Origin of the sequence: Neisseria mucosa (assembly GCF_013267835.1) — a bacterium.
Lineage (GTDB): Bacteria > Pseudomonadota > Gammaproteobacteria > Burkholderiales > Neisseriaceae > Neisseria.
Genome location: NZ_CP053939.1, coordinates 492,261 through 518,266, shown reverse-complemented (window position 1 = coordinate 518,266; position 26,006 = coordinate 492,261). Strand labels below are relative to the sequence as shown.

The following is a 26,006-nucleotide window of genomic DNA, read 5'->3' as shown; positions in this document are numbered from 1 at the left end:
GCTGTTTTCGTTATATCGCAAAGCTATGGGATATTGCCTCACGCCATCTGTTTTCCCCGGGTCGCTAACCAACACACAATCGACCCTAAGCATACCATTCCCGCTCCCTGCCAAAACGTCATGGACAACGGTGCGCGAATCACAAACGATGACACCACCGCAGACAACACTGGAATGAAATAAGATGCGCCTGCCAATACGGTCAGGTTGCCACGTGAAATACCGATATTCCATACTGCATAGCCCAAACCCATGCAAGCTGCGGCGGCAACGGCATAGCCGAGCGATACGGCATCAAAATTCAACGTATTCGCGCCGCTGAGAAAGTATTCGATCCACAACAGTATCGACACCAGCGCAAAGAAGAAGCCGACGCTGCTACCCTCTGCTTTCACGCGCGCCGTCAGCGTACAATATGCTGCCCAAAACACCGCGTCCGTAAATGCCATGATATAGCCGCCGGGATTGGTGCGGACATTGTGGTAAATACCAGAAACCGACAAGCCGACATCGCCGCCCAATACAGTGGCAATCCCTAAAAACGACAGCACAAAGCCGATGACTATCCACCATTTTGACGGCTGTTTGTTGAAATATACCGCTCCGACGATGGTAAACGTCGGCCACAAATAATTGACCATGCCGATTTCCACCGCCTGTCTCGCGTTTTGCGCAAAACCGACCGAGAGCGACAAACACAGTTCGCAGCCGACAAAAAACACACTCGCCCAAAACAGATAGCTGCGGTTGTAATTGCGCAAATGCGGCCGGCCGAAAATCAGCCAAATCAATACGGTGGACAGGGTGTACATCATTGCCGCGCCGCCCACTGCCCCCATATGCAGGCTCAAAGAGCGTATCAGAGAAATGACAAAGCTCCACAAAGCAACGGCAAGCAGCCCGATGGCAGTGGCTTGTTTAGGGGAGATGTTTTGAGATAAGAAATGAATCATGGCGTATGTGTCGAAGATGTTATTAGGTTTATCGTAGTTTGAATATATCGTTTCTACATTAATTATTTTAACGGTTTCAAGGCCGTCTGAAAATGATTGTTTCAGATGGCCCTCTATTTGCAATTAGTCCTAAACATGACTATAATCCTCATCCGATTAGTCAATATAGAGACCAATTTATGAATCAGCTCGACCAACTCGGTATGCGCATCAGCCATATAGACAGCGCATTTGACCAATGGATTAAACAGCAAAACACCAACTACAATACCTTCGCCGTTCTCTATACCTTAGCCACCGAAGGCAGCCGCACTCAAAAATACATAGGCGAAGAATGGAGCCTGCCCAAGCAAACCGTTTCCGGCACATGCAAAACGCTGGCGGAACAAGGCTTGCTGACATTTCACGAAAGCGAACAAGACAAACGCGAACGCTTATTGTCGCTGACCGAGCAAGGCAAAGAATCCGCCGCACCATTGGTGCAAAACATGCAGGAATTCAGCAAACGAATTTTTACCGCCTTCGGTGAAAAACGTGCAGCCCGACTGTTTGCCGATTTGGACGCGTTGACCGAATTAATGGCGCAAACCCTCAATACTAAATAAAGGAGGGCAACCATGTGGAAAATGTTGAAACACATCGGTCAAACACACCGCCGCAAACTCATCACAACCTTCTCTCTCGTCGGCTTGGATAATCTGCTCTTGCTGGTATATCCCGTGTTTGGCGGCTGGGCGATTAATGCCGTTATGGAAGGCAACGTCTGGCAGGCAATGTTGTATGGTGTGGTGGTTTTATTGATGTGGATAATCGGTGCCGCCCGCAGGATAGCCGATACGCGCACATTTACCCAGATCTATACTGAAATAGCCGTCCCGGTTGTCTTGGAACAGCGCAAACGAGAAGTACCGCATTCCGCCATTACTGCACGCGTCGCCCTATCGCGTGAGTTTGTCAGTTTCTTTGAAGAACACCTGCCCATCGCTGCTACTTCGCTGGTCTCCATCTTCGGTGCATGTATGATGTTGCTGATATTGGAATTTTGGGTGGGCGTATTGGCTGTTGCGATACTTGCCCTGTTTTTATGGTTGCTGCCGCGTTTTGCCGCCATCAGCGAAAACCTATATTTCCGTTTAAACAACCGGCTTGAACGCGACAACCACCTTATCCGCGACGGCAACGAGCATCAGCTCTACCGCCACTACGGCTGGGTTGCCAAACTACGCGTGCTGATTTCCAACCGCGAAGCCTTAGGCTATCTCAGTATCGGTATGGCGATGAGCGTATTGTTCGGCTTTGCCTTTATACACATGACGCTTAAAGGCTATGGCAGTGCCGGCCATATCTATTCCGTCAGCACTTATTTATGGATGTTTGCAATGAGCTTGGACGATGTACCGCGCTTGGTCGAACAATACTCCAATCTAAAAGATATCGGACAACGCGTTGAACTCTCGGAAGAAAACAATCTTTCCAAGGCCGTCTGAAACCTTAACACACCATCAGGACATATTATGAGTTGGTTTTATTTAATCTTAGCCGGAATACTGGAAATCGGCTGGCCCTTGGGGCTGAAATTGGCACAACAAGAAGGCTACCGTTGGCAGGGTATTGCTGCCGCCTTGGCCTGCATTGTCGGCAGCGGATTTTTTCTATTCCTCGCCCAAAAAAACATACCGATGGGGACGGCCTATGCCGTTTGGACAGGCATAGGCGCGGCAGGCGCATTTTTAGTAGGCGTAGCCTTTTTCAACGATGCCGCCAACTTCGGCCGCTGGCTCGGCGCATTCTTAATTATTTCAGGCGTAATCGTCATGAAACTTTCCAGTCATTAAAAAACCGCAAAGGCCGTCTGAAACCAAGACGGCCTTCTTATATTCCGAATATAACGAAATCATCTTAAATTAAAACCAAGCATTCTTTCCTTTTTTCAGACGGCCTGTTTAAAGTAGCGACTGTTCATTATTCAAACAATCGGCTATAGCCGTCCCAACAAAGGAAACAAAATGAGCCAAGCCAATCCACTGCCTGCCGAACTCTCCGCCCAACTCTCCGCCCTATCCCCCACCCAACTTGCCTGGCTCTCCGGCTATTGCTGGGCACAAAGCCAAGGCGTATCCGGCGCAGCAGCCGAACCGACTATCCTGCAAGCAGCCGTCTCGGCAGTCAGCCGCCGCGTATTAGTCCTTTCCGCCTCCCAAACCGGCAACGCACGCAGCGTTGCCGAATCCTTACACGCCAAACTTCAAGCCGCCGGCGTAGAAGCCCGCCTCAGCAGCGCAGGCGATTTCAAAAGCAAAACCCTGCCCGACGAAGACATCGTCCTTTTGGTTACCTCCACCCAAGGCGAAGGCGAACCGCCCGAAGAAGCCCTACCCCTATACAAATTCATCTACGGCAAAAAGAAACCCGACCTCAGCAAACTCACCTTTGCCGTCTTAGGACTTGGCGACTCCTCCTATCCAAACTTCTGCCAAGCAGGCAAAGACTTTGATGCCAAATTTGCCGAACTGGGCGCAGGCCGTCTGAACGACTTGGGCATTTGCGACTTAGAGTTCCAAGCAAATGCCGACGCATGGGTAGCCGCCGTCGTACCCAAAGTAGCCGAATTGACCGCCCAAGCAGCAAGCCCTAGTGCAAACACCGCAGCACACAGCCCGGCCACCCCAAGCAGCGGCACCGCATACACCAAAGAAAACCCCTACACAGCCACCCTCTCCGTGCGCCAAAAAATCACCTCACGCACCGCAGAAAAAGACGTCGAACACATCGAAATCGACCTCAGCGGCTCAGGTTTGCATTATCAGGCGGGGGACGCACTCGGCGTATGGCCACTAAATGCCGGCGATCTCGTTCAAGAAATCCTCGACCTCAACCAACTGAACGGCAATGAAACCGTCCAACTTTCAGACGGCCGCGAAACCGACATCCGCACCGCCCTGACCGAATCCGCAGACATCACCCAAAACACACCGGCATTCGTCCAACAATACGCCGAATTAACAAACAACGAAGCACTCAAAACCATAGCCGCAGATAAAGCCCAACTGGACGCCTACCTCGCCGCCACACCGCCCGTCGGCGTATTCGCAGCCTATCCGCACCCACTGGACGCACAAACCCTATACAGCCTCTTCCGCCCACAAACCCCGCGCCTTTACTCCATCGCCTCCGCACAAGACGAAGTCGGCGAAGAAGTCCACCTCACCATCGGCATCGTCCGTTTCGACCACCACGACCACACCTACACCGGCGCAGCATCCGGCTACTTGGGCGAACGCCTCGAAGAAGGCAGCGAAGTCCGCGTCTTTGTCGAACCCAACCCCAACTTCCGCCTACCACAAAACGGCGACACCCCCATCATCATGATCGGCGCAGGCACAGGCGTCGCCCCCTTCCGCTCCTTCATGCAACAACGCGCCGCCAATGGCGACAGCGGCAAAAACTGGCTCTTCTTCGGCAACCAACGCCTGGCTGACGACTTCCTCTACCAACTCGAATGGAGCGATTGGCGCAAAGACGGCCTCCTCACCCGCGCCGACCTCGCATGGAGCCGCCAAGGCGAACACAAAGTCTATGTCCAACACAAAATCGCCGAACGCGCCGCCGAAGTTTGGAACTGGCTGCAACAAGGCGCACACATCTACGTCTGCGGCGACGCCGCACGCATGGCGCGCGATGTCGAAAACGCCCTGATCGAAGTCATCGAAACCCAAGGCAAACTCAGCCGCGACGAAGCCGAAGACTACCTCAACGACCTGCGCGAAGACAAACGCTACCAACGCGACGTTTATTGATTGAATAAACAAAAATAAAGGCCGTCTGAAAGCTGGATTTCAGACGGCCTTTTTAAGGAACTTGCTCGGATTGTTATCAATTTATCTTGTCTTGCATTATAATTGTGCAAATTTGACTCACTCGAAAGAAAATAAATTGGAAGGATTACAACAACTTGTAGATTTATTGGTGGGCTTTGTCGATTGGATATTGAAATTACTGGCCTTCTTGTTTTAAACTACGTTCCATACTTTTATACATTAAAGACGTATTTTCATCATGCAAACCGCGCAATGCTCCGCTACTTTCTTCTATTGGTACCACACAAACGTGCGGTACTTTTTTGCGCTTGTCTGAAACAGACCAAATTGAAAATACGCAAATCAGAGCCGCCTCATTTGAGCGGCTTTTTTTATACCCACCATGGCCGCTTAAATCCACCCATTTTTAAGAAATAAGGAATACAGCCATGACCGCTTCAACCAAAATCCACAGCCAAACTCAAATGTTACACACCTGCCGCATGGTCGTTGACAGCAACAGCCACCACAGCATGCCCAACACGCTCACTTTGCCTGATACGCCCGACAGCCTCATCAGCGAAGCCTTAATTCCGCAAGTACGCACCATCGCGACTTTGATTGCCGCAGAACGTCACGATTTCAATCAAAGCAGCCCCAGCGTTTTTACTGATGAAGCGGATTTCTTCGCGGCGCGTATTTTGGTTTTGGGCGTACGCCGTTTCCATTTGGACATTACCCTGCTGCCCATGCTCAAAACCGCCAACAAACGCGCCGAAGCCTTCGCCAAACGCCATCACATGCCCTTCTCTCCCGCTGAAATGCAAATGTCCCTGCACACCCGCCGCCCTGCCAACCTGCTGATTATCGAAACCGAACACGAAATGCCTACCCTGGGCAATCTGGCCGCCAACAGCCGTGCATTTGCCGCGCAACTTTCCAATATTATTTTGTAAAACCACTTGAAAAACAGGGAAATGATTTAATATTAGGCAAACACACTCCGCCGAAATCTCGGCAAAGACAAACTTCTCTCAGGAAAAACAATGAAAAAACTGATTGCCTTAGCCGCCCTTTCCACTTTCGCCCTTGCTGCCTGCAAAGACAATACCCAGGCACAGCTTGAGCAGCAACAAAAACAAATCGAAGCATTGCAACAACAGTTGGCACAACAAGCAGGCCAACAAGAAGACAATACGGTTTACCAGCTCATGCCTGAAGCCGTGAAAGACACCATTCCTGCCGAGGCACAAGCCAACGGCAACAACGGCCAACCGGTAACCGGTACAGACGGCCAACAATACATCTACGACCAATCCACCGGAAGCTGGCTGCTGCAAAGCTTGATAGGTACTGCAGCCGGTGCATTTATCGGCAACGCATTGGCCAATAAATTCACACAGGCACGCAATCAAAACAGTCCGATTGCCCGTCAAGCCCGTGCCAACTATTATCAAAGCGCACGTCCAAACGGACGCACCAGCCAACAGCTGAATACACGCACCCTGCGTGCCCAGCAACAAAATGCCCAGCAGCAACAACGATACCGTGAAACTACGCGTCAGCCTTCCAACTATCGCCGCCCCAGCATGGGCCGAGGCTTTGGCCGCCGCCGCTGATTCGGTTTATATTCCATCTTTGATATAAATACGCGCAATATTAAAGGCCGTCTGAAAAATCAGGATAACTGGTTTTCAGACGGCCTTTAGTCCTTCTCTATTTTCTTATTGCAGATTTGTGGGTCTGTCTGTATGCGTTATGCCCAGAAATCGCGAGGTGCGTCCAATACGGGTTTGACGATACCGGTGCGGACGGCAAAATCGCCGAAGCCTTCATCATCGAGTCGGTTTTGCGCCCAATCGGCCACCCAGCCTTCGACAATTTCAAGGATTTCAGGTTCGGTAATATTTTCTTTAAACAGGCGCGGGATGCGTGTGCCTTCTCGGTTGCCGCCTGCGTAAAGGTTGTAGCGGCCGACGGCTTTGCCGACCAAACCGATTTCCGCCAGCATGGCGCGACCGCAACCATTCGGGCAACCGGTTACGCGCAAAACGATGTATTCGTCTTCCAAGCCGTATTTGGCGAACATTTCGTCGATTTTATCGGAGAATGTCGGCAGGAAGCGTTCGGCCTCCGCCATCGCCAGCGGGCAAGTCGGCAAGGCAACGCAAGCCATGGAGTTTTCACGCTGGATGGTAATCGATTTACTGATAAGGCCATGATCTTTGGCGATTTTATCAATCGTATCTTTTAATTCCGGCGGTACATTGGCAACCACCAGATTTTGGTTGGCCGTCAGACGGAAGTCGCCGGGATGGATTTTGGCAATTTCACGTACGCCGGTTTTCAAAGGTCTGCCGGGATAATCAAGCAGGCGGCCGTTTTCAATAAACAAAGTCAAATGCCAGTTGCCTTCATGTCCTTGTACCCAGCCGATATGGTCGCCGCGGTGGGTGAATTCGTAAGGGCGGATGGGGTCAAATTTAATGCCCATGCGCCTTTCGACTTCTTCTTTGAACACATCTACGCCGACGCGTTGCAGCGTATAGCGTGTACGCGCTGCTTTGCGGTCGCTGCGGTTGCCCCAGTCGCGCTGAGTGCTGACGACGGCTTCTGCGGCGTTGAGGGTGTATTCCAGCGGAACGAAACCGAATTCATAGGAAATATTGGGATAAGTTTTGGTATTGCCGTGTTCGCTGGATAAACCGCCGCCGACCAATACATTGAAACCCACCAACTTGCCGTTTTCTGCAATCGCCACAAAACCTAAGTCGTTGGAATGAATGTCCACATCGTTATCAGGCGGAATCACAACGGCAGTTTTGAATTTGCGCGGTAGATAGGTTTTACCCAAAATCGGCTCTACGTCGTCGGCAATTTCTTTATTGCGCGGCTCGGTCGGCTCGGTCGTGAACACTTTTTCACCGTCCAGCCATACATCGGCATATGCCATGGTGCGCGGCAGGAGGTGCATACTGATGCGCGCCGCCCATTCATAGGCTTCTTGGTGCAAAGTGCTTTGTACAGGATTACTGGTGCACAACACATTACGGTTGACATCGCTGGCTGTGGCAATGGAATCCAGACCCAGTTTGTGCAATGCCTGATGTGCCTGTTTTAAATCGGTTTTCAGAATGCCGTGGTATTGGAAGGTTTGGCGGTTGGTCAGGCGGATGGAGCCGTAAATCGTATTTTCACCGGCAAATTTATCGATACCCAGCCACTGTTTCGGCGTAATGATGCCGCCGGGCAAACGGCAACGCAACATCATGTTTTTTAAAGGCTCAAGCTTTTGTTCGGTACGCTCGGCACGGATATCGCGGTTGTCCTGTTCGTACATGCCGTGGAAGCGGATAAGTTGAAAGTTGTCGGCGGTAAAGCCGCCGGTAAAGTCGTCTTTCAACTCTTCTTTAATGGTGCCGTGCAGATAATCGCTGCGTTCTTTCAAGGCTTCGTTGCCGGAAAGCGGTGTATCAGGCAGCTTAGCGCGCGGGTCGGTCGTGGTAGCAGTCATTGAAGTACTCCTTATTTTTGGTATAGGCGTTACTTTAATGAGGCCGTCTGAAAATGGGAAAGAATGGTTTGTTTGTTTTAAAGACGATTTTGTTATATTGGTAAAATGCCGCACTTACCTATAGCTAATTTGAATTTACTATATTTATGTTCTGACTGATGAACGTTGGCAGATTAGAAATAAATTAAACAAATGGCTTACATCATTAGCCTGCATCAAGCCCGATTCTAATTAAATCCACTATAATCCATTATTTTCCACGGGCTTAAACCGTAAAAATACAGCAAGCAAACTTTATGTCTCACTCCCTTATACACACTTTCGCTCAAACTTTTGGTTTTCCCTATACAGAAACGTTGCAAGAACTGCCCCCTCTGGAAGACAACCGTCATCTGCATTTGGGTGCATTAGCAGATTTCTACCGCCATATGGACGGTACATGGCATTCCGACAATCCGCTTGCCGATTATTGGCTGGAGATGGAAACTCTGTTTTTACATTGGGTAACTTATCCCAAGTTGCCCAACAGTTGGCACGATTGGGCCTTCAGTTGGGATAGGAAGACCAAGCAATATCTGCCCACACAAGGCTGGCGTGAAGAATGGGCGATATTTGGCATAATGTTCGACGATTCAATTCTTTTTGCCGATACTGCCGCCCCCGACAGTCCTGTTTATTGGCTGATAACAGGTTACGGTACGATAGAAAACCGCCGCCTTGTCGCACCTTCCATAGCAATACTAATGCAAACCTTATTGGCAATTTATGATTTTGAGTGCGAATGGCGAAAAACAGGCGGAGAGTTTTACGATGAAGAAAGCTGTGACATACCTTCAGCATTATATTCTGCTCTGCATGATTTACTACAACGGGAACTGCCACCGGAATGCGCAGCAGGATTTGAAAAAGCGTTTTGGGGCTGATGCTGTAATTGCAATCTAAAAAACCTATTCTCTGCCGTCTGAAATTTTGACTTTAAGAAACAATTATTTAAAATAATATAATTGATTCATTTGAAATATCAGTTTGAAAATTCTTGAAGAATTAATAGGCTGCTGAGACATAAAAAGGCCGTCTGAACTTTGCTTTCAGACGGCCTTGATATTGAGTGGAGCAAACCGATTAGGCTTGTTTGTTCCAACGTTCGATAGATTCTTTGATGACTTGTTTCGCTTCTTCCACATCGCCCCAAGATTCAACTTTAGTGGTACCTGCTTTTTTCAGGTCTTTGTAGTGGTTGAAGTGGAACTCGATTTGTTTGATCAGTTGTTGCGGCAAATCGGCCAAAGTTTTGTAGGCATTGCCGTTGTTGCGGTCGTCGGCCGGAACGCAGACGATTTTGTCGTCCACTTCGCCGTCGTCAACGAATTTCATCACGCCGATAACGCGTGCTTCCAGGAAAATACCGGTTGCTAAAGGCTGCTCGGTAACCAACAATACGTCCAATTCGTCGCCGTCTTCGTCCAAAGTTTGCGGAATGAAGCCGTAGTTGGTCGGTTTGGCGAAAATTGCTGGTTCAACGCGGTCGAGTTGGAAAGCGGCCAGTTTGCGGTTCCATTCGATTTTGTGGTTGCTGCCTGCCGGGATCTCGTTGACAACGTTGATGATGCCGCCGTCCACGTCGCCCGGGGTCAGGATTTTGTTGAAGTCTGCCATGATGGTTTCCTTTGATTTTAAAGAGAGTCAAACGGCGAAAGTATAGCAAACCCACGGCCGTCTGAAAATGTGAAACTGTCGTATTCAGACGGCCTTTTTGGCATTCAGCCTTTTGACCAATTCTAAAATTGCGCGTTTATTGGAAGGGGAAAACACTTTTTCCGCCGCTTCTTCTGCACCAAACCAACCGTAGGCAACGTGTTCGTCCGGTTGCAGAACAATGGGCGTATCGCGAGGAATTTGGGCGGAGAAGGTGTGTTCGCGGTTTTCAAAAACGCCTTTAGGATAGCGATGGCGCCAGTGATGATAGATTTCATAAACGGTGCTGTCGTGCCAGTTTTCCAGCTGTTCGTCTGCAAGGCGGATACCGGTTTCTTCCCACACTTCGCGCCATGCGGTTTCTTCAATACGCTCGCCCTCTTCCATGCTGCCGGTGACCGACTGCCAAAAACCTTGCGGCGCCGTACGTTCAATCAGCAGGATATTGCCGTCTCCATCATGCAAGACGACCAAAGCGGAAACGGGATACTTCAAAGGCTTGCCGCTCATGACTTATCCTTGCCGGATTGATTGGGGAGGCTGATTTTTTGTAGTAAGTAAGCCGAAAGGTTGTCCATATCTCACTCAAAAATGGGAAATTGATATTCAGACGGCCTTTGCTGGAAATCCGCAAAGGCCGTCTGAAATTATACCTGATTTAACTGCGCCAGTTTCCAAGACACCAGCTCTGCCGCTTCTTCCGGCGAGTTGGCCTTCAAGCCTGCTTCGCCAAAATAAGAAATTTTAGGCAAATCACACAAAAACTTATCGACGTCTTCTGCCGTCAAAAAACGGCCGTGCAAATCGAATCCGACGTTTAAAGCACGTCCTTTGATTTCCGCCATCCTGTCATGCAAATGGCCGTACAAGTGATACCAACCCTGATAGCAGCCGTCCCACTCCTGAATCGGATAGTGAAAGAGAACCAGCGTATTCTTAATTTCCGGCAATTTGAGTTTCAAATACGGCCGTATGGACGACAGCAGCGGATGGCCGTCATGCTTGGTTTGGCTGCGGAAAAAATCGGCATGCTGCCGAATCACATGATCATGATTACCGTAAATCAAGTGATGTTGCCCGTTCAAACGCGACAAAACGCGCTCTATCTGCTTGTAGTCTTGGGCAAAGGAAAAATCGCCCAGGTTGTACACCGTATCTTCAGGCGTAACGGTTTCATTCCATGTCCGGATTAAAAATTCATCCATTTCTTCCACATTGTCAAACGGTCGAAATTGCGGGCAGAATTTGGCGATGTTTTTATGTGAGAAATGTAAATCTGATGTGAAGTAGGTTTTGCTCATGCCATGCTCTCTGCGTTGCAGGCTTGAATCGTATCACGCGCGGGCGTATGCTGAATAATGTTTATTATATGCTTCAAGGAGTTTTTATGCGTTTGGTTATTGCCGCGCCGGCCAACGGCGCAATATTGAAAGACGCGCTCAAAGCGCATCTGCAAAACGACACGCGCGTCAGCAGCTTGGTCGATTTATCCTCGCCAGAAGGAAGCTATCCGCAACTCTCGTTTGCCGCAGCCGAAGAAGTCGCGGCAGGACGCGCCGACCGTGCGCTGTTGATTTGCGGCACCGGCGTGGGCACGGCAATCGCCGCCAATAAAGTGCGCGGCATTCGGGCGGCGACAGCACATGATTTGCTCACCGTCCGCGGCTCGGTGGAAAACTATAACGCGCAGGTTTTATGTATGGGGCAAAACGTGATTGCCGCGCCGGCCGCTTGGGCATTGGTCGATATTTGGTTGGATTTGCGCCACGACACAAGCAGCAGCTATGCGCATAAAGTCGGAGAAATCGAAGCATACGAGCGCGGAAAATAAATACGTGTTGCTCCATATATTTTCAGACGGCCTTGTTACGTTTCGCTTTAGCAAAACCGGTAAGGCCGTCTGAAAATATTTAAATGCTTATTTTCCTTTTTTATTGCAAGGATGTCCTGCGCTGTTGTCGCAGACGCGTAAATTGCGCAAATGCATGACGGCATTGGTCAACTCGGCCTTCGTCGGCTCGTAACGGAAAGCATATTGCTTCACGTACAAAGCTTCGTTACCCTGTACGGCTTTTATCCAAGTAAATTCAGGTTTGCTGGTTTGCGGATTGTTGGCGCAAAACAACATCACCAAAGCGAATGGATAGCCGTTTTCTTCACCTGCCGTTATTGGGTTGACACTACTTTGCGGACAGGCATTCTGCCATGAGGCTGAAAGATTGCCGAAAAACTGCTCAACACCCGGTTTCATACCTGCCATGGATTGCAGCGTGACCATTTGCGTCCAGTCTTCCACAGTCTGTTTCTGCGGCACAAGTTCTATCAATGTCACACCATTTTGCGCGGTTTGATAGCCGACTTTGAAGCCTTTAGGCGGAGCGCCGAAAGACCCAAATTCCTCAGCCTGCGCAGTTTGAACAGCTAACGGAAGCATAGCGATGGCGAGCATCAGTTTCCTAACGATACTTGTTTTTTTCATTGTTTTTCCTTATTCACTAAAAGTATGGCAGATGAAACACTCCATCCGCCAGCGCTATACTAACACAAGCATATAGCATTTTTCAGACGGCCTTACAACTGCTTCAAAAACGCCTGAATAAACGCGATTTTATCCAATTCCGACATGGCATTGAATGTTTCCTGATGCTCGTGGATATAGTCAATCAAAGGGTAAAATTCTTCATCAACATGGCGTTTATCCAGTTTGCGGCTGATATTGCCCTCGTTGCTTCGTCCTAAAAACTTGGAAATCAGGTAATACGGTGATTTGAGTTTGAACAGCATTTCGCCGTTTTGGGCATCAAATACCATAAAGCCTTCGTGTTCCACATTTTTCAGACGGCCTTTCAGCTCGCCAAACGTGATGTTTTTCAGCGTTTCAGGACGGCGAACGCCGTATTGTTTGCCGATTTTGTCCAATTCCGCTTCGCTAAACTGACGGCCGGTCGCCACGTCAATGCAGCCGATTAAGGTTTCGCCCAATTCTTCACGGATGATGTGAACGTCTTTCGCGTCTGTGATTTCAAACAAAAAAGTGTGGTTCGGATAAGCGCGGAACAAGGTTTCGTATTGCGCGCAGTGTGCGGCGGTCATGTCTGCAAACGCGCTATCAAGCGAACCGGTAGTCGAATACAGCACTTTGCCGTCAAACGAAGCGCCTTTAGACGGATGGTCGTCTGAAAGCGAGACGAAAGTGCAGCAGCCGAGGAAGCCGTTTACTTTTACGACCGCATCCACCAATCTCTCGTCGCTGATTCGGATCGGATAACGGCTGCCTTTGGCGATACGTTCCGAATAATTGAACACTTTTTTAAACGGACGCACGATGATGCGGTTGTGCGCGTCGATAATCAAACCGCGCATTTCCAGCAAAGCATCATCAAAGCGGTTGTTATAGAACACGCTGCGGGCGTATTTCAACACGCGCAATTCAGGATAGTGCTTGGATGCTTTGGCGGTAAAGTTGCGGCTGCCGTGTTGCAGATAGTGATCGGTCACAAAGGTTTGCTGCGCTTCATCAAACACCAGCGGCTTATGCTCGACAGCCTGCATCTGTTCGATTTTTTCTAACTGCTCCGCATTTGCCGGTTGCACGGCCTCGATATGGATTTCGTTTGCCACTCGGTTTTGGTTCAGCTTGATATACGCCGCCAATACGTCATGCTCTTTCACGCCATGCAGGTTGGGATAGAAATTGTGCAGTCGATAGACCTCTGTTTCAAAACCGCTTTTCTCCGCCTGATCCAATAAATGACGGCAACGCGAAGCTTTTTGGTTGGTATTGGAATTAATGATCAGAATATTTCGATTCGGATTTTGGCGTCCAAGTCTCAAAGTTTCAGTCATCAAGGCATTACCGCGTTTCTGCGCCTTATCCACTGCTTCACCCGACCAATGATACTCACCGTATTCATCGGTAATGAACAAATCGTTTTCAATACGGACCACTTCCGCATCTGGATACTGCGCTTTAAATTCAGCGGCTTTTTGTTCGGCAAACGTCGATTTTCCCGAACCTTGATGACCGCGGATTAAGATAAATTTTTGCATTTTGTTTCCTTATTCTTTTTCTCAGCTTACCCTGAATAAATAGGCCGTCTGAAAAATATTTCTACCCTTTTTTCAGACGGCCTTAGCTTCAGTTCACAGCTGCCAACGGCGTTTTCTCAATCTCTTCTACCCAGAAATCTGTACCCATACCTCGTTCGGAAAAGGAACCAATCAGGGAGAATACTTGGTCGGAGAAGCCGCCGATGTTCAAAATATCCTGACGGTTTCGTGCTTGAGCCTTGGTGTAGGGCTGGATATCCAGACAAACGAGTTTGGCTTCTGGACAACGTCTTTTCAAAATATCCCACTCTTTCATCAGGCTGGTTGTTGCGCCCCATCCTTGGTTGTCATCCGCCCAACTTTCGTTGTCTGATACGATGACGACCAAATCCACGTCGGCTTTTTCGCGGTTCAGCATGGCGAGCGGTGCGCTGCATGCCGTTCCGCCGCCACCGATATTGGCGAGTTTTTCGGCGTTGGTCATGATACTGTCGCGCGGATTGAGCTTCACGTTTACCGTGATTTGTTCAAACGGAATCACGTGGGCTTGCGGGTTGGTACGCAACATGGCGGCGGATACGAGTGCTGCAATGTCGATGCAGCGGGTTTTGCTGGTTGCGCTGCCGCGATGGCCGGTAACCGAGCTGTGCATAGAACCGGAGACGTCCGGACAAACCACGACTTTGCCTCGGATGGCCGGTACGTTTTGTACGGCGGCTTCCATCGCGTCTTGCAGCGCTTCGCGGATTTCAAACGGCATTTGATTAGATGTTGCCTGATACGCGGTCAGCAATTGGTAAGGCAGGACGCGGGCGCGGGCAATGGCGGTTTCGTCACGCAGTTTTTCTGCCACCATTTTGATGTTTTTACTTTTGGCAAACACTTCGTGGCGCAGGAAAGTGTTCAGGTTTTGACGAACCTGCTGCCATGAGCCGTTGCGGGCAATCTCTGCCCAGTCGCCGCTGTTCAAGTCTAAAGCGGTGAGCATTTGGAAGGGAACATTGGGCAATGTGCCTTCTCGGCTTTGTTTGTAGTCTTCAAAAGCGCGGGTAATGGGCGGCAATGCTTCGCGGTCGTACGGTTTGCCGATCAACCATGCAAACCATGCGGCACGCCATACTTCACGCGGTTTTGGGTGCACCATTTTGACCACGTCTGCCAGCGACGGGGCATTGCCGACGGCGGCGTTAAGCAGTTGTTTTTCAGTGGCGGTCAAAAGCCAGGTCTGCATCAGTTTTTTCGGACGGTTGCCGAAGGATTTTCTGCCGACTGAGCCGCTGCGGATAATTTGTGCGAAGTTGCGCAACATTTTACCGTTGTCCACCACTTGGTCGAATACGCGGGCGAGCATATTCACGTCTTTTTGTGCCAACACGGCAAGCAACAGCGCAGGCATATCTTTCATAAAACCTTTTTGACGGGCATACACGGCGGTTTTGGCGACAAACTCGGCATCCAGGTTTTCTGCCAATTTCAACACTTGGTCAAGCTGACTTTGGGCATCCGCATAGTAGGTATTGTTCAGACATCCGGTAGCGGCAAGCTGGGCCAGCTGTTGTTTGTGTGTCAGTGTGTAGGCGATGCCGCCGGCTTCGTTATAAGTGTCGGTTTTAGTTAAACGGTTTTTAATAGATTGAAACAAGGTAGTATTAGCCATTTTCATTTTCTTTCATATTGTTGGTTTGAGGCCGTCTGAACTTGTTTTAGCTTTGTTTTTCAGACGGCCTTGAATGGGTGGCAGTGTGGCGGCTAAAAATGAAGAGAAGCGTTTTTAACTGAAAGCTAATGTATTCTCTTCCGGGCATCCGCCTACTGCCGTAGGGCGACTAGTTTAATTAGGATCATTCAGGTTTGTAGCAAGGAAGGAATGTAATCCTAATGGCATTCACCCATAAGGGGTGGTACATTAGGCAACAAAGAGTGGAGAAATTTTTACGCGCTCTATCCACTGAGCTACTCTGCCATAGTTGGCGGCAGAGACGGGATTCGAACCCGCGACCTCGCGCTTAGCAGGCTGTAATTCCTCCGGCATTTGCCGAATGCACCGAAAACGGTTTTTATATCGATCCGCCTGAATATTTCAGACGGCCTTGAATGAGTGGCAGCGTAGCAGATAAACATGAAGAGAAACGGTTTTAACGTGAAAGGTTAATGTACTCTCTCCGGGCATCCGCCTGCTGCCGTAAAAATAATATGGCACGCAACAAGTTTTTAAGGGAAACATGCCTTGGCTCTACCAACTGAGCTACTCTGCTATTTGAAACAACAGAGACAGGACTCGAACCTGCGACATAAGGATATCCATGTTGTAGTTTCCCTAGGCATTTGCCTGCCATATTGAAAAAGGGTGGGCGACTAAATAAACAAGACGTTCAACGTCTATCAGACGAGACAGGATTCGAACCTGTTAATCCAAATGTAGTCTTGTCGGCATTCGCCCTGTAACCACACAGCAACTAAATTTACGGAAAATTTTTCTCCGGTAACTGTATTTCCCGAAGCATCTGCTGTATCGTTACATTCACAACATAGCCAACAGCGTGCCAAGAATAAAATTTTTATAAAAATAATTTTTAATTGATTGAATATAAAGAAAATATATTTTAAAGTAGCTTTTATCGGCAAGAAGCGTAGAATAGTAAAAAATATATTTATAGATAGCTATATAGAAAATAAAATATAAAAGGATATATGATGCGATTCGATGATTTGGACAAACGCTTGCGGCTAAGTAAACGGCAAATTTGTCTTGGAAAAAATAATTTAAAGGCCGTCTGAAACATGAATACCCATCCTAAAAAACAAGTCGCTGTCAGCTTTCTCGGTACGGTATTGGACAGTGGTTTCGGTCAAGGGCGTTGGCAGAAATGGCGGCCGAATGTCGCCATGAATCAGCGTCAGGATTTTCATCTTGACCGCATGGAGCTGTTTTATGCGGAGAAATACCGCGAGCTGGCAGATCATGTAAAAGCCGATATTCAACAGGTGTCGCCGCACACAGCCGTCAATCTTGTGCCTATGGAGCTGACAAATCCGTGGGATTTCTCCGAGGTTTATACCAAACTGCACGATTGGGCGGCGGGTTATCCATTTGATACAGAAGAAGAAACCTATCTCACCCACATCACCACAGGTACACACGTTGCCCAAATCTGCCTGTTTTTATTGGTGGAATCTCGTCAAATCCCCGGCGTATTGTTACAAACCGCTCCACCCAAAAATCAAAGACGCAGTATGGAGGACGGCAATGTCGGTAGTTATGAAATCATCGATTTAGACTTAGCCCGTTACGACGTACTGGCCGAACGCCTTGCCGCTGTACGCGACGATGCAGTGCGCTACCTGAAAAGCGGCATTTCTACCCAAAACGCCGCCTTCAACCGCATGATTGCCGAAATTGAACAAGTCGCGCTCAACTCTCCTTCCCCCATTCTGCTCTCCGGCCCGACAGGCGCGGGCAAATCTATGCTGGCACGCAGGATTTTTGAATTGAAAAAAGCGCGCCATCTGATTAAAGGCACATTTGTCGATGTAAACTGCGCCACCCTTCGCGGCGACGGCGCAGCATCTGCCTTGTTCGGCCACAAAAAAGGCGCCTTTACCGGCGCGGCGGAAAAGCGTGAAGGCTACCTAAAAACTGCCGACGGCGGCGTATTGTTTTTAGATGAAATCGGCGAATTAGGCTTGGACGAACAAGCCATGTTGCTCAAAGCCATTGAAGAAAAACACTTTTATCCCGTCGGTAGCGACAGCGAAGTCAAAAGCGACTTCCAGCTCATCGCCGGCACCAACCGCGACCTACGCCACGAAATCCGCGCCGGACGCTTCCGCGAAGACCTGTTCGCCCGTATCAACATTTGGAACTACCCACTGCCCGCACTCTCCGACCGCCGCGAAGACATCGAGCCCAACGTCGAACATCAGCTCGCCCTAGCTTCACAGGAACTCGGCCGAACCACCCGCTTCAACAAAGAAGCCCTGGCCGCCCACCTTGCCTTCGCCCACTCCAACCAAGCCCCATGGCGCGGCAACTTCCGCGACCTAGCCGCCAGCATCATGCGCCTGGCAACACTCGCACCTCAAGGCAGGATACAGGTAGAACAAGTCCAAGCCGAAATCGAACGCCTCAAATGGTTATGGTCGGAAGAACCCTTTTCAGACGGCCTCCTACATAACAGGTCGTCTGAAAAAGCACAAGGCTACCCCGATAAAGTCGATTGGGACACATTGGATTTGTTCGACAAACTGCAACTGCAACACGTTATCGACGAATGCCGCAAACACCCCAATATGGCCGCCGCCGGTCGCGCTTTATTCAATATTTCTCGAACAGAAAGAGCAAAAGTCAATGACAGCGACCGATTGAGGAAATATTTACAGCGATTTGGATTGGAATGGGGAGATATTTAAATGAGAGTGGGCAAGCTAGCTCATTTTAATCGCATTATTTTTCATAATTTATAAAAAATAAAAGGCATCAATCCCGATGCCTTTTTAATTTATTAACACAAATTACTTCTTTGGTTTACTTCAAAAATGCCGCATGATAAGCAATATGCTCACCAATAAAACTGGCGATGAAGTAATAGCTATGATCGTAGCCTTTATGGAAGCGCACATCGACCGGTTGGTTTGCCGCACGGCAGGTTTCGATAAAATCTTCGGTACGCAATTGTGTTGGCAAAAACTCATCTTCCAAGCCCTGATCAATGCGCATACCTTGCACTTTATAGCCTTGTTGAATGAGCGAGCTGGCATCATATTGCTGCCATTTTTCGCGATCTTTCCCTAAATAGGCAGAAAAGGCTTTTTCTCCCCAAGGCACGATGCTTGGCGACAAAATGGGCGAAAAGGCAGAGACACTTTGATAACGTTCCCAATTTCGCAATGCCAATACCAATGCGCCGTGTCCGCCCATTGAATGTCCCATAATGGAACGTTTGCCGTTAGTAGGGAAATTTGCTTCAATCAGATCAGGCAATTCGTTCAAGACATAATCATACATCTGATAATTCGTCGTCCAAGGTTGCTCGGTCGCATTCAAATAAAAGCCTGCACCTTGCCCTAAATCGTAAGCCGCATCGTTCGGCACTTGCTCTCCGCGAGGGCTGGTATCGGGCGCAACCACAATCACTTGATGTTCTGCCGCGTAACGCTGAAAGCCTGATTTGGTAATGAAATTTTGTTCAGTGCACGTCAAGCCGGAAAGCCAATAAATCACACCAAGTGGTCGATTCTCTGGATTATCCGGCAAATAGACGGCAAATTTCATTTCGCATTGCAACGTTTGGGCATGGTGTGCCCAAACTTGTTGCGAACCGCCAAAAATTTGATGTTGTTCAATCAGTTTCATCGCGTACCTTAGTAATGAATAACAGCGCGGATCGATTTACCTTCGTGCATTAACTCAAAGGCTTCATTGATTTGATCAAGTGTCATTGTATGGGTCACAAACGGTTCTAACTCGATGTCGCCTTTCATTGAATCTTCGACCATTTTCGGCAGTTCAGAACGGCCTTTCACGCCACCAAACGCCGTGCCTTTCCAAACACGACCTGTTACCAACTGGAACGGACGAGTTGAAATTTCTTGTCCTGCACCTGCTACGCCGATGATAATGGATTGTCCCCAACCTCGATGTGCACTTTCTAATGCTTGACGCATTACATTTACGTTGCCGATACATTCAAAGGTATGGTCAATGCCCCATTTATTGATGTCTAACAACACATCTTTGATCGGTTTATCGTAATCGTTCGGGTTCAAACAATCCGTTGCACCGAACTGTTTTGCCAACTCGAATTTTGCAGGATTGGTATCAATGGCGATAATGCGGCCGGCTTTCGCTTGACGCGCACCTTGCACCACCGCCAAACCAATCGCCCCCAAGCCAAACACGGCCACAGAGTCGCCTTCTTGCACTTTTGCCGTGTTATGTACCGCACCAATACCCGTAGTAACGCCGCAGCCGAGCAAACATACATGTTCGTGGTTGGCTTCCGGGTTGATTTTCGCCAGTGAAACTTCGGCAACAACAGAATATTCGCTGAAAGTCGAACAGCCCATATAGTGATAGATCGGCTGACCTTGATAAGAAAAACGCGTCGTGCCGTCCGGCATTAAGCCTTTACCTTGCGTATCACGCACTGAGACGCACAAGTTGGTTTTACCTGAACGACAAAACTCACATTCTCCACATTCAGCGGTGTAAAGCGGAATAACGTGATCACCCGGTTTTACGCTTGACACACCTTCGCCCACAGCAACAACCACACCCGCACCTTCATGCCCAAGTACCACAGGGAATACGCCTTCAGGATCGCTTCCTGATAACGTAAACGCATCAGTATGGCACACGCCAGTATGAGTGTTACGAATTAACACCTCGCCTTTACGCGGCATTTCTACATCGATTTCCACAATTTGTAAGGGTTGATTTGGGGCGAATGCCACCGCCGCACGAGATTTGATAGTTGAATTGGTTTGTTTAATTTCCATTATTTTTGCCTTTTAATTCATTAATTAAAGTTATCTAGCCTAAGTAAGATAACCACAGTTTATACTTTGGAACCCACCCTGAAGCAAGCGTTTTTGCAATTTTGACTACAACAGTAGCATGATTGACTGAGGGCCACCATGCAATCGGCGATTAAAGGCTACTGGATATTTCCCTAAGTCATGAAGCTTTCCCGTCTGACAAGCAATTTCCTGTGCATCAAATACCCGGGCAAACTCCGCCGCTATTTCCCCAACATTGACCAAATGGCTTTGCAAGGTTTGCCAATGTTTGTAATGTAAGAGATTGCCGAGTTTGTCTTGGGCGGAATGGGCGTAGTAAATGAGGGGGCTCATATTGGAATTCTAAAAAATTCAAATTGATACAGATTCAATGATAATATGATATTAAATTTAATATGTAAATAGAAAAAATGCCGTCTGAAACTTTTTCAAACGGCATTGTTATTGATTAATCTTTATAACTTACTTCTAATATCCTCTACTGCTTTCACTAAAGCTTCAGAAAGCGAAGGATCAAAAGAAAAGTGGCCTGCTTGGACGATATTTGAACATACAGCCCCTCTTCCCTACTCAGACATAAGATACGGTGGCAGAGTTTCAACACACAGCCGCCCGAAGGCGGCTGGTTGATTTGATGATTTCTCGTGATGAATTTCATAGTTTCAACACACAGCCGCCTGAAGGCGGCTGGGCCTTGTTTATGCCAGCCCTTGTTGCCTACCGCATGTTTCAACACACAGCCGCCTGAAGGCGGCTGGGATGGCATTTCAGATGCTACAACTACTATTACTGCGTTTCAACACACAGCCGCCTGAAGGCGGCTGGGCGTATTAACTCCGCCTCATTACGCAACATTATAAGCGTTTCAACACACAGCCGCCTGAAGGCGGCTGGGGTGGTAAACGGTAAGGCGATTGTCGATAGACTGTTTCAACACACAGCCGCCTGAAGGCGGCTGGTTCTGCTTTTCAATCAAATACTTCATTAATACTGATGTTTCAACACACAGCCGCCTGAAGGCGGCTGGATATGACTCAAAATCTTTCAATTTGTGCTTCATGTTTCAACACACAGCCGCCTGAAGGCGGCTGGCTGCAATGATGGTTTTCCGAACCGTTAATTCTATGTTTCAACACACAGCCGCCTGAAGGCGGCTGGGCAAGACACTAATGGCCGTCTCAGATTTGGCAAAGTTTCAACACACAGCCGCCTGAAGGCGGCTGGTTTCGCAAATTGGTTCTGATTGGCTAAACGATACGTTTCAACACACAGCCGCCTGAAGGCGGCTGGGCCTGTGAATTTCAAAAAAGAAAATTCTCAGCAGTTTCAACACACAGCCGCCTGAAGGCGGCTGGCTATAAAACACGATAATAAAGATTGCGGGAAAGGTTTCAACACACAGCCGCCTGAAGGCGGCTGGTCGAATAGTCAAAATATTTCTACATCTCAAGTTGTTTCAACACACAGCCGCCTGAAGGCGGCTGGGGCATCGACCGTAACAACATGACGATGACGTTTGTTTCAACACACAGCCGCCTGAAGGCGGCTGGCAAGGTGGAACGAGTGGTTCAGTCGGTCAAGGTGGTTTCAACACACAGCCGCCTGAAGGCGGCTGGCGCCTCTCTTAAAAGCCTTGCTACATCAAGTTTCGCAAACCTAATCTCGCTAAGCACTCAAGAAAAGCGCGAACGCGAGTATAACACAGCCTTTTCCGTTACACCCGCATTCACAATATCCTGATTGTTAAAGAACAATCCCCATTCGCCAACCCTGCCGCATTTTCATGAGAACCGCAGGTTGGCGATTCACACAATCAACGTATCCTTAAACACATCTACCGTCGGCTTCGCGCCGTGGTGTTCTACTTTACGTCGCCATTTGCTGCCTAGATGGTAAAAGCGCAGGCTGTCGGTTTCGGGGTTGTAGGTTTTCAAAAGTTTGTCTTTTAAAACAACCCACTGGTCGGGCGCGATGTCGCATTCGAATACTGAATACTGCACACGCACACCATAATCCAAACACAATTTCGCCACGCGCCGCAACCTTGCCTGTCCTTCCGCGTCTTCCAGCGAAATATCGTAAGTAATCAGCATCAGCATTTTGTATTCCCATGTGCAGGCTGCTTTAGAGGCCGTCTGAAAACATCTAGCCCGCTTTCAGGTAGCCTGCAAGCCTATCTCATCAAAAACGGCGGATATTCCGCCAAATCTCCGCGCAAGTGCCGTGCCAACAGCATGGCCTGAATATATGGCAGCAGCCCGATTTCCACTTCCTCGCCCAAAAACGGATGCACGATTTTCTCCTGCTTTTTCGCCTGCAAGGCTTGAAACAACAGCTTACGCGCATCGGCTTTTAAGCTCACCGCGCCGCTTGCCTCGGTAACAAAATCCTGCGGTTTGATTTGCCCGCGGTTAATCAGCGACAACACCAACCTGTCTGCCCACCATGCGCGAAATTCTTCCAAAATATCCTGCGCCAAACTGTCGCGCCCCGGGCGGTCGGCGTGCAGAAAGCCCACCTGCGGATCCAGCCCCACGCCTTGCAGTGCACCGCTGATGTCCTTGCCCAAAATACTGTACACAAACGACAACAGCGCATTCACCCCATCTCTGGGCGGACGGCGGTTGCGTCCGTCAAAAGTAAAGCCGCTTTTTTCGCTCAAAAGCTGCCCGAACACGCCGAAATAACGCGCCGCCGCATCGCCCTCAATACCACGCACTACGTCCAGCTCCGCCGCGCCCTTCAACTGCCGCAGCGAAATATTCAAAGCATCAACCGCACTTTGAATCGCCGCATTCTCGCCGTAATTGCGAATCTGCCGCTGAAGCACCCGTTTACTCGCCTGAATCTTCGCCGCAATGATATTGCGCGCAATCGGCACGGGATTTTGCTCCGACACCCGATACTGCGCCCGACGCAGCAGCACATTGCCACTCTGCCGTCCCTGAAGCCGTCCCAAGAAACGTCCGTTTTCGGTAAAAAACGCCAAATTCACATTATTTTCACCGCAAAACCCCAGTAAAAACGGCGACACCAGCACATTGCCAAAGCAGAAAATATGCCCGATGGAATGCACCGGCAACTGCGCGACCTTCTTACGCTCCTGCTCCACCACCAGCGTCTCCCGCTCCTTATGCAGATAGCTGCCTTGGGTGGTGATGTAGAGGGTGTTTTGCAGTTTGCGCATGGAAAACTCCTTCAGACATTATTTGTATATAAATTTGCCATCTGTATGTTAAAATATTATTGTTTTTAATTTAAATTAACAACCTTAATCCAAGGAAATTGTATGAAAAAAAGATTTTTATTTAAAAACCAAGGTCCAAATGATGAAGTGCTAGTTAAGGCTCTTTGTTATGCTGTTGAGGTTTCTTCTCAAAGTAACGATAAAAATATTCATCTCGTATTCCCTCAAAAATCTAATTTTGAATCAACTAATCTTGGTAAAATAATTGACCAAATATTTGGCGTCGGCTCAGCCAAGAAATTGTGTAAAGGCGAAAGTATAAGAAATTTAGATTTTATATTACCATCAAAAATTAGCTCTAATAATTCTTCTGGAACGATTTTAGCAATTTATTGCACACCTACTGATATGAATAAAATTGACTCAAATTCCTATGCAAATTCAATCATATATGTATCATGGTTATTAGAGGAAGCCGATATTTGGGAGAGCACTTGGTATAATAACGGGCTTAATATTGTTCATGGGGAACCCTCTCAGCAAATTGAAATTTTACCAGAAGAAATCACATCTGCATTAAAACGGTTAACCTCTACCGTAAATCTATCTACTGGCTTAGCTCATCCTTCAGATCAACAGCATGCTCAACGTATTTTCAAAGAGTTGCAAGAAAAAGGATGCAAAGCTGATGAACAAGCAGTAGCAAATTGGGCTATAGCTAACGGCTGGAATGCTCGCCATTTAGGCGATCTCAAAAAACTAACCAAAAGATACCTTTCATAATTTTGATTTATATAACTAAATATTAGTTCACAGTAGGGTGTGTGGCGCAGCCACGCACGCGGTTAGTTGAGATGCAGGCTACAGCTCGCTAGTGTATGCATACCGCACTCGGTTGGTGGAGATACAGGCTACGGCTTGGTATTTCTATTTATATGTATTCCAAATATTAAAAGGTTGTCCAACCGGGAAAAATTGACTTACCTCAGTTTCACTTTCTAAATTTTCTAATTTTTTAGGAATAGTTAGTCGCTTATTTGATTTCTTATCAAAAACTTTCCCAATATATTTTTTATTCTTTAAATCAACTAAATATACTTTATCAAATGGACATTCTTTATCAATACAAAAATGATTTAGATGAAATCTAGTCGCTTCGGACAAAGAAACATCTGAATAACTTTCTGTATGTAGCAATAGAAATACCTCTTTAAAATTTTCATACCCTGCATGCAAATTAAATTTTTTCAATAAAATTCCTTCCCAAGCATCCCTCTTGATACTTGTTGTTTGATTCACGCTTGTATATGGCTTACCATTTAGAATAGCGTTAATTTTTTTTCTTTTGGCATTATTTGGTTTAGATGAATTATGTACATTTCTACTTTCAAGTAATTTACTGTTATCAATTGAACACACCTCAATTCCAATTCTTACCCCCTTCATTACAAAACCAAAATCTGGTTTATCTACTTGATCTGGAATCATACAAACATTTTTATCTACTTTTTTTGCTCGACGAAGTTGTCCATCTAATAAAAATTTAAGAGCTTTCAATTCTTTTATAGTGTGTGATTTTCTCGACATGTTTTCTTATCCAATAAAAATATAAAATACAATTTGTTATTCCCCAAACAACCCCTCCACATATCCCTCGCTCCTATCCCGTTTCCCCAACAACTCCGGCTGGCAAATCTCCACCAGTGAGCAGGCTTTGCAGCGTTTACCGTAGTCGGGAGGTGGGGTTTGTCCGCTTTCCAAAAGATTGCGGACGGCGGCGATGGTTGCGAGCGTTTGGGTGCGCAGGTCGTCTGAAAACGTGATGGGAACGCGGTGGCGGGTTTGCATATACCACAGCGCGCCCTCGCTGACGGTTTGCCCCGTCATTTCTTCCAAACACAAACCTTGGGCACAAAGCTGGATTTCGTCCATCGGGTCGGGTTTGGGCTTGCCGCGTTTGTATTCCACGGGTTTCAGACGACCTGTTTTTGTTTCCACTTCTACCAAATCCAACATGCCGCTGATACCCAGTTTCTCCGCCGATACATGCACCGTCCGCTCAAAGCGCACGCCCTTGCGCGTTTCCGGCTCGCCCGAATCCACCCGCTCATGCAGCGCCTTGCCCTGCGCGGTCAAATAATTCTCCGCCCACGCCTGCTCATTATGAATCAACGCGCATTGACGCGAGCAGAAGGCGTAGTGTTGCAGGGCGGAAAGGGGAATCAGGCGCATATCCTGATTTTCCCCTTGGGTTTTGGTTAAAAGTGCGGTCATTTTTTCAATATTTTCAA

General features: G+C 48.2%; 24 protein-coding genes, 1 pseudogene and 1 CRISPR repeat array. Of the genes and pseudogenes, 10 read left to right on the top strand and 15 right to left on the bottom strand.

Features of this window, described 5'->3' with window-relative positions; genetic code table 11:
* Nucleotides 1-38: 38 nt before the first annotated feature.
* The gene (yddG, locus tag FOC66_RS02410) at nt 39-953 is read right to left on the bottom strand and encodes an aromatic amino acid DMT transporter YddG (RefSeq protein WP_003746280.1); all 915 of its coding nucleotides are present in this window, start codon (nt 951-953) and stop codon (nt 39-41) included.
* Nucleotides 954-1,132: 179 nt separating this feature from the next.
* On the opposite strand from yddG, the gene FOC66_RS02405 reads away from it, so the two are divergent.
* From FOC66_RS02405 to FOC66_RS02380, 6 genes are all read left to right on the top strand, one after another.
* A complete protein-coding gene (locus tag FOC66_RS02405) occupies nt 1,133-1,558 on the top strand; it encodes a MarR family winged helix-turn-helix transcriptional regulator (protein WP_003746278.1) in 426 nt (141 codons plus the stop codon).
* 12 nt (nt 1,559-1,570) lie between these two features.
* Nucleotides 1,571-2,440, top strand: coding sequence for an ABC transporter six-transmembrane domain-containing protein (locus tag FOC66_RS02400; protein WP_003746276.1), 870 nt, complete (start codon nt 1,571-1,573; stop codon nt 2,438-2,440).
* Between the two features lie 27 nt (nt 2,441-2,467).
* Entirely contained in the window at nt 2,468-2,788 is a 321-nt protein-coding gene (locus FOC66_RS02395; RefSeq protein ID WP_003746275.1) for a DMT family transporter, read from the top strand.
* A 171-nt stretch (nt 2,789-2,959) separates the two neighbouring features.
* A complete protein-coding gene (locus tag FOC66_RS02390) occupies nt 2,960-4,750 on the top strand; it encodes an assimilatory sulfite reductase (NADPH) flavoprotein subunit (RefSeq protein ID WP_003746273.1) in 1,791 nt (596 codons plus the stop codon).
* Nucleotides 4,751-5,199: 449 nt separating this feature from the next.
* Nucleotides 5,200-5,706: a hypothetical protein gene (locus FOC66_RS02385; protein WP_003746272.1), complete on the top strand. Its 507-nt coding sequence runs from the start codon at nt 5,200-5,202 to the stop codon at nt 5,704-5,706.
* A gap of 90 nt (nt 5,707-5,796) precedes the next feature.
* Nucleotides 5,797-6,369: a hypothetical protein gene (locus FOC66_RS02380; protein WP_003746269.1), complete on the top strand. Its 573-nt coding sequence runs from the start codon at nt 5,797-5,799 to the stop codon at nt 6,367-6,369.
* Nucleotides 6,370-6,506: 137 nt separating this feature from the next.
* On the opposite strand, the gene cysI is transcribed toward FOC66_RS02380, so the two are convergent.
* Complete coding sequence (gene cysI, locus FOC66_RS02375; RefSeq protein WP_003746268.1) at nt 6,507-8,264, bottom strand: assimilatory sulfite reductase (NADPH) hemoprotein subunit; 1,758 nt, start codon at nt 8,262-8,264, stop codon at nt 6,507-6,509.
* 296 nt (nt 8,265-8,560) lie between these two features.
* Between cysI and FOC66_RS02370 the strand changes: the two genes are divergently transcribed.
* Nucleotides 8,561-9,187 carry a hypothetical protein gene (locus FOC66_RS02370; RefSeq protein WP_003746266.1) on the top strand — a complete coding sequence of 209 codons (627 nt, stop codon included), beginning with the start codon at nt 8,561-8,563 and terminating at the stop codon, nt 9,185-9,187.
* A gap of 199 nt (nt 9,188-9,386) precedes the next feature.
* On the opposite strand, the gene FOC66_RS02365 is transcribed toward FOC66_RS02370, so the two are convergent.
* From FOC66_RS02365 to FOC66_RS02355, 3 genes are all read right to left on the bottom strand, one after another.
* Entirely contained in the window at nt 9,387-9,920 is a 534-nt protein-coding gene (locus FOC66_RS02365) for an inorganic diphosphatase (protein WP_003678634.1), read from the bottom strand.
* A gap of 84 nt (nt 9,921-10,004) precedes the next feature.
* Nucleotides 10,005-10,469, bottom strand: a complete 465-nt coding sequence (gene nudB / locus FOC66_RS02360) for a dihydroneopterin triphosphate diphosphatase (protein ID WP_003746264.1) — start codon at nt 10,467-10,469, stop codon at nt 10,005-10,007.
* A 137-nt stretch (nt 10,470-10,606) separates the two neighbouring features.
* A complete protein-coding gene (locus tag FOC66_RS02355; RefSeq protein WP_003746261.1) occupies nt 10,607-11,260 on the bottom strand; it encodes a metallophosphoesterase in 654 nt (217 codons plus the stop codon).
* A gap of 86 nt (nt 11,261-11,346) precedes the next feature.
* On the opposite strand from FOC66_RS02355, the gene FOC66_RS02350 reads away from it, so the two are divergent.
* On the top strand, nt 11,347-11,790 hold the full coding sequence (locus FOC66_RS02350) for an RpiB/LacA/LacB family sugar-phosphate isomerase (RefSeq protein ID WP_003746259.1): 444 nt from the start codon (nt 11,347-11,349) through the stop codon (nt 11,788-11,790).
* Between the two features lie 87 nt (nt 11,791-11,877).
* Here FOC66_RS02350 and FOC66_RS02345 read toward each other — a convergent pair whose 3' ends face one another.
* The 3 genes from FOC66_RS02345 to FOC66_RS02335 all read right to left on the bottom strand — a co-directional run bounded on the left by FOC66_RS02345 (nt 11,878) and on the right by FOC66_RS02335 (nt 15,672).
* Complete coding sequence (locus FOC66_RS02345) at nt 11,878-12,438, bottom strand: hypothetical protein (protein ID WP_003746257.1); 561 nt, start codon at nt 12,436-12,438, stop codon at nt 11,878-11,880.
* Nucleotides 12,439-12,530: 92 nt separating this feature from the next.
* Complete coding sequence (locus FOC66_RS02340; protein ID WP_003746255.1) at nt 12,531-14,009, bottom strand: RNA ligase; 1,479 nt, start codon at nt 14,007-14,009, stop codon at nt 12,531-12,533.
* A gap of 88 nt (nt 14,010-14,097) precedes the next feature.
* Entirely contained in the window at nt 14,098-15,672 is a 1,575-nt protein-coding gene (locus FOC66_RS02335; protein ID WP_003746252.1) for a vWA domain-containing protein, read from the bottom strand.
* A 1,118-nt stretch (nt 15,673-16,790) separates the two neighbouring features.
* Between FOC66_RS02335 and rtcR the strand changes: the two genes are divergently transcribed.
* The gene (gene rtcR, locus FOC66_RS02330) at nt 16,791-18,419 is read left to right on the top strand and encodes an RNA repair transcriptional activator RtcR (RefSeq protein ID WP_003746251.1); all 1,629 of its coding nucleotides are present in this window, start codon (nt 16,791-16,793) and stop codon (nt 18,417-18,419) included.
* 115 nt (nt 18,420-18,534) lie between these two features.
* Here the strand turns inward: rtcR and fghA are convergent, their stop codons facing one another.
* The 5 genes and pseudogenes from fghA to cas1c all read right to left on the bottom strand — a co-directional run bounded on the left by fghA (nt 18,535) and on the right by cas1c (nt 23,715).
* Nucleotides 18,535-19,362 (bottom strand): S-formylglutathione hydrolase, encoded by an 828-nt coding sequence (gene fghA / locus FOC66_RS02325; RefSeq protein ID WP_003746248.1) that lies wholly within the window; start codon nt 19,360-19,362, stop codon nt 18,535-18,537.
* A gap of 8 nt (nt 19,363-19,370) precedes the next feature.
* The gene (locus FOC66_RS02320) at nt 19,371-20,507 is read right to left on the bottom strand and encodes an S-(hydroxymethyl)glutathione dehydrogenase/class III alcohol dehydrogenase (protein ID WP_003746247.1); all 1,137 of its coding nucleotides are present in this window, start codon (nt 20,505-20,507) and stop codon (nt 19,371-19,373) included.
* 94 nt (nt 20,508-20,601) lie between these two features.
* A pseudogene (locus FOC66_RS02315) lies at nt 20,602-20,861 on the bottom strand (CRISPR-associated helicase/endonuclease Cas3); the annotation flags it as partial.
* 261 nt (nt 20,862-21,122) lie between these two features.
* Nucleotides 21,123-22,144: a CRISPR direct-repeat array (repeat unit 32 nt; unit sequence GTTTCAACACACAGCCGCCTGAAGGCGGCTGG).
* Nucleotides 22,145-22,333: 189 nt separating this feature from the next.
* On the bottom strand, nt 22,334-22,627 hold the full coding sequence (gene cas2, locus FOC66_RS02310; protein ID WP_003746238.1) for a CRISPR-associated endonuclease Cas2: 294 nt from the start codon (nt 22,625-22,627) through the stop codon (nt 22,334-22,336).
* A gap of 74 nt (nt 22,628-22,701) precedes the next feature.
* Entirely contained in the window at nt 22,702-23,715 is a 1,014-nt protein-coding gene (cas1c, locus tag FOC66_RS02305) for a type I-C CRISPR-associated endonuclease Cas1c (protein WP_003746237.1), read from the bottom strand.
* 102 nt (nt 23,716-23,817) lie between these two features.
* On the opposite strand from cas1c, the gene FOC66_RS02300 reads away from it, so the two are divergent.
* Nucleotides 23,818-24,498: a hypothetical protein gene (locus FOC66_RS02300; RefSeq protein ID WP_036493579.1), complete on the top strand. Its 681-nt coding sequence runs from the start codon at nt 23,818-23,820 to the stop codon at nt 24,496-24,498.
* Nucleotides 24,499-24,642: 144 nt separating this feature from the next.
* On the opposite strand, the gene FOC66_RS02295 is transcribed toward FOC66_RS02300, so the two are convergent.
* A complete protein-coding gene (locus FOC66_RS02295) occupies nt 24,643-25,302 on the bottom strand; it encodes a hypothetical protein (RefSeq protein ID WP_050787143.1) in 660 nt (219 codons plus the stop codon).
* A gap of 36 nt (nt 25,303-25,338) precedes the next feature.
* A complete protein-coding gene (gene cas4, locus FOC66_RS02290) occupies nt 25,339-25,989 on the bottom strand; it encodes a CRISPR-associated protein Cas4 (protein ID WP_003746234.1) in 651 nt (216 codons plus the stop codon).
* Between the last annotated feature and the right edge of the window lie 17 nt (nt 25,990-26,006).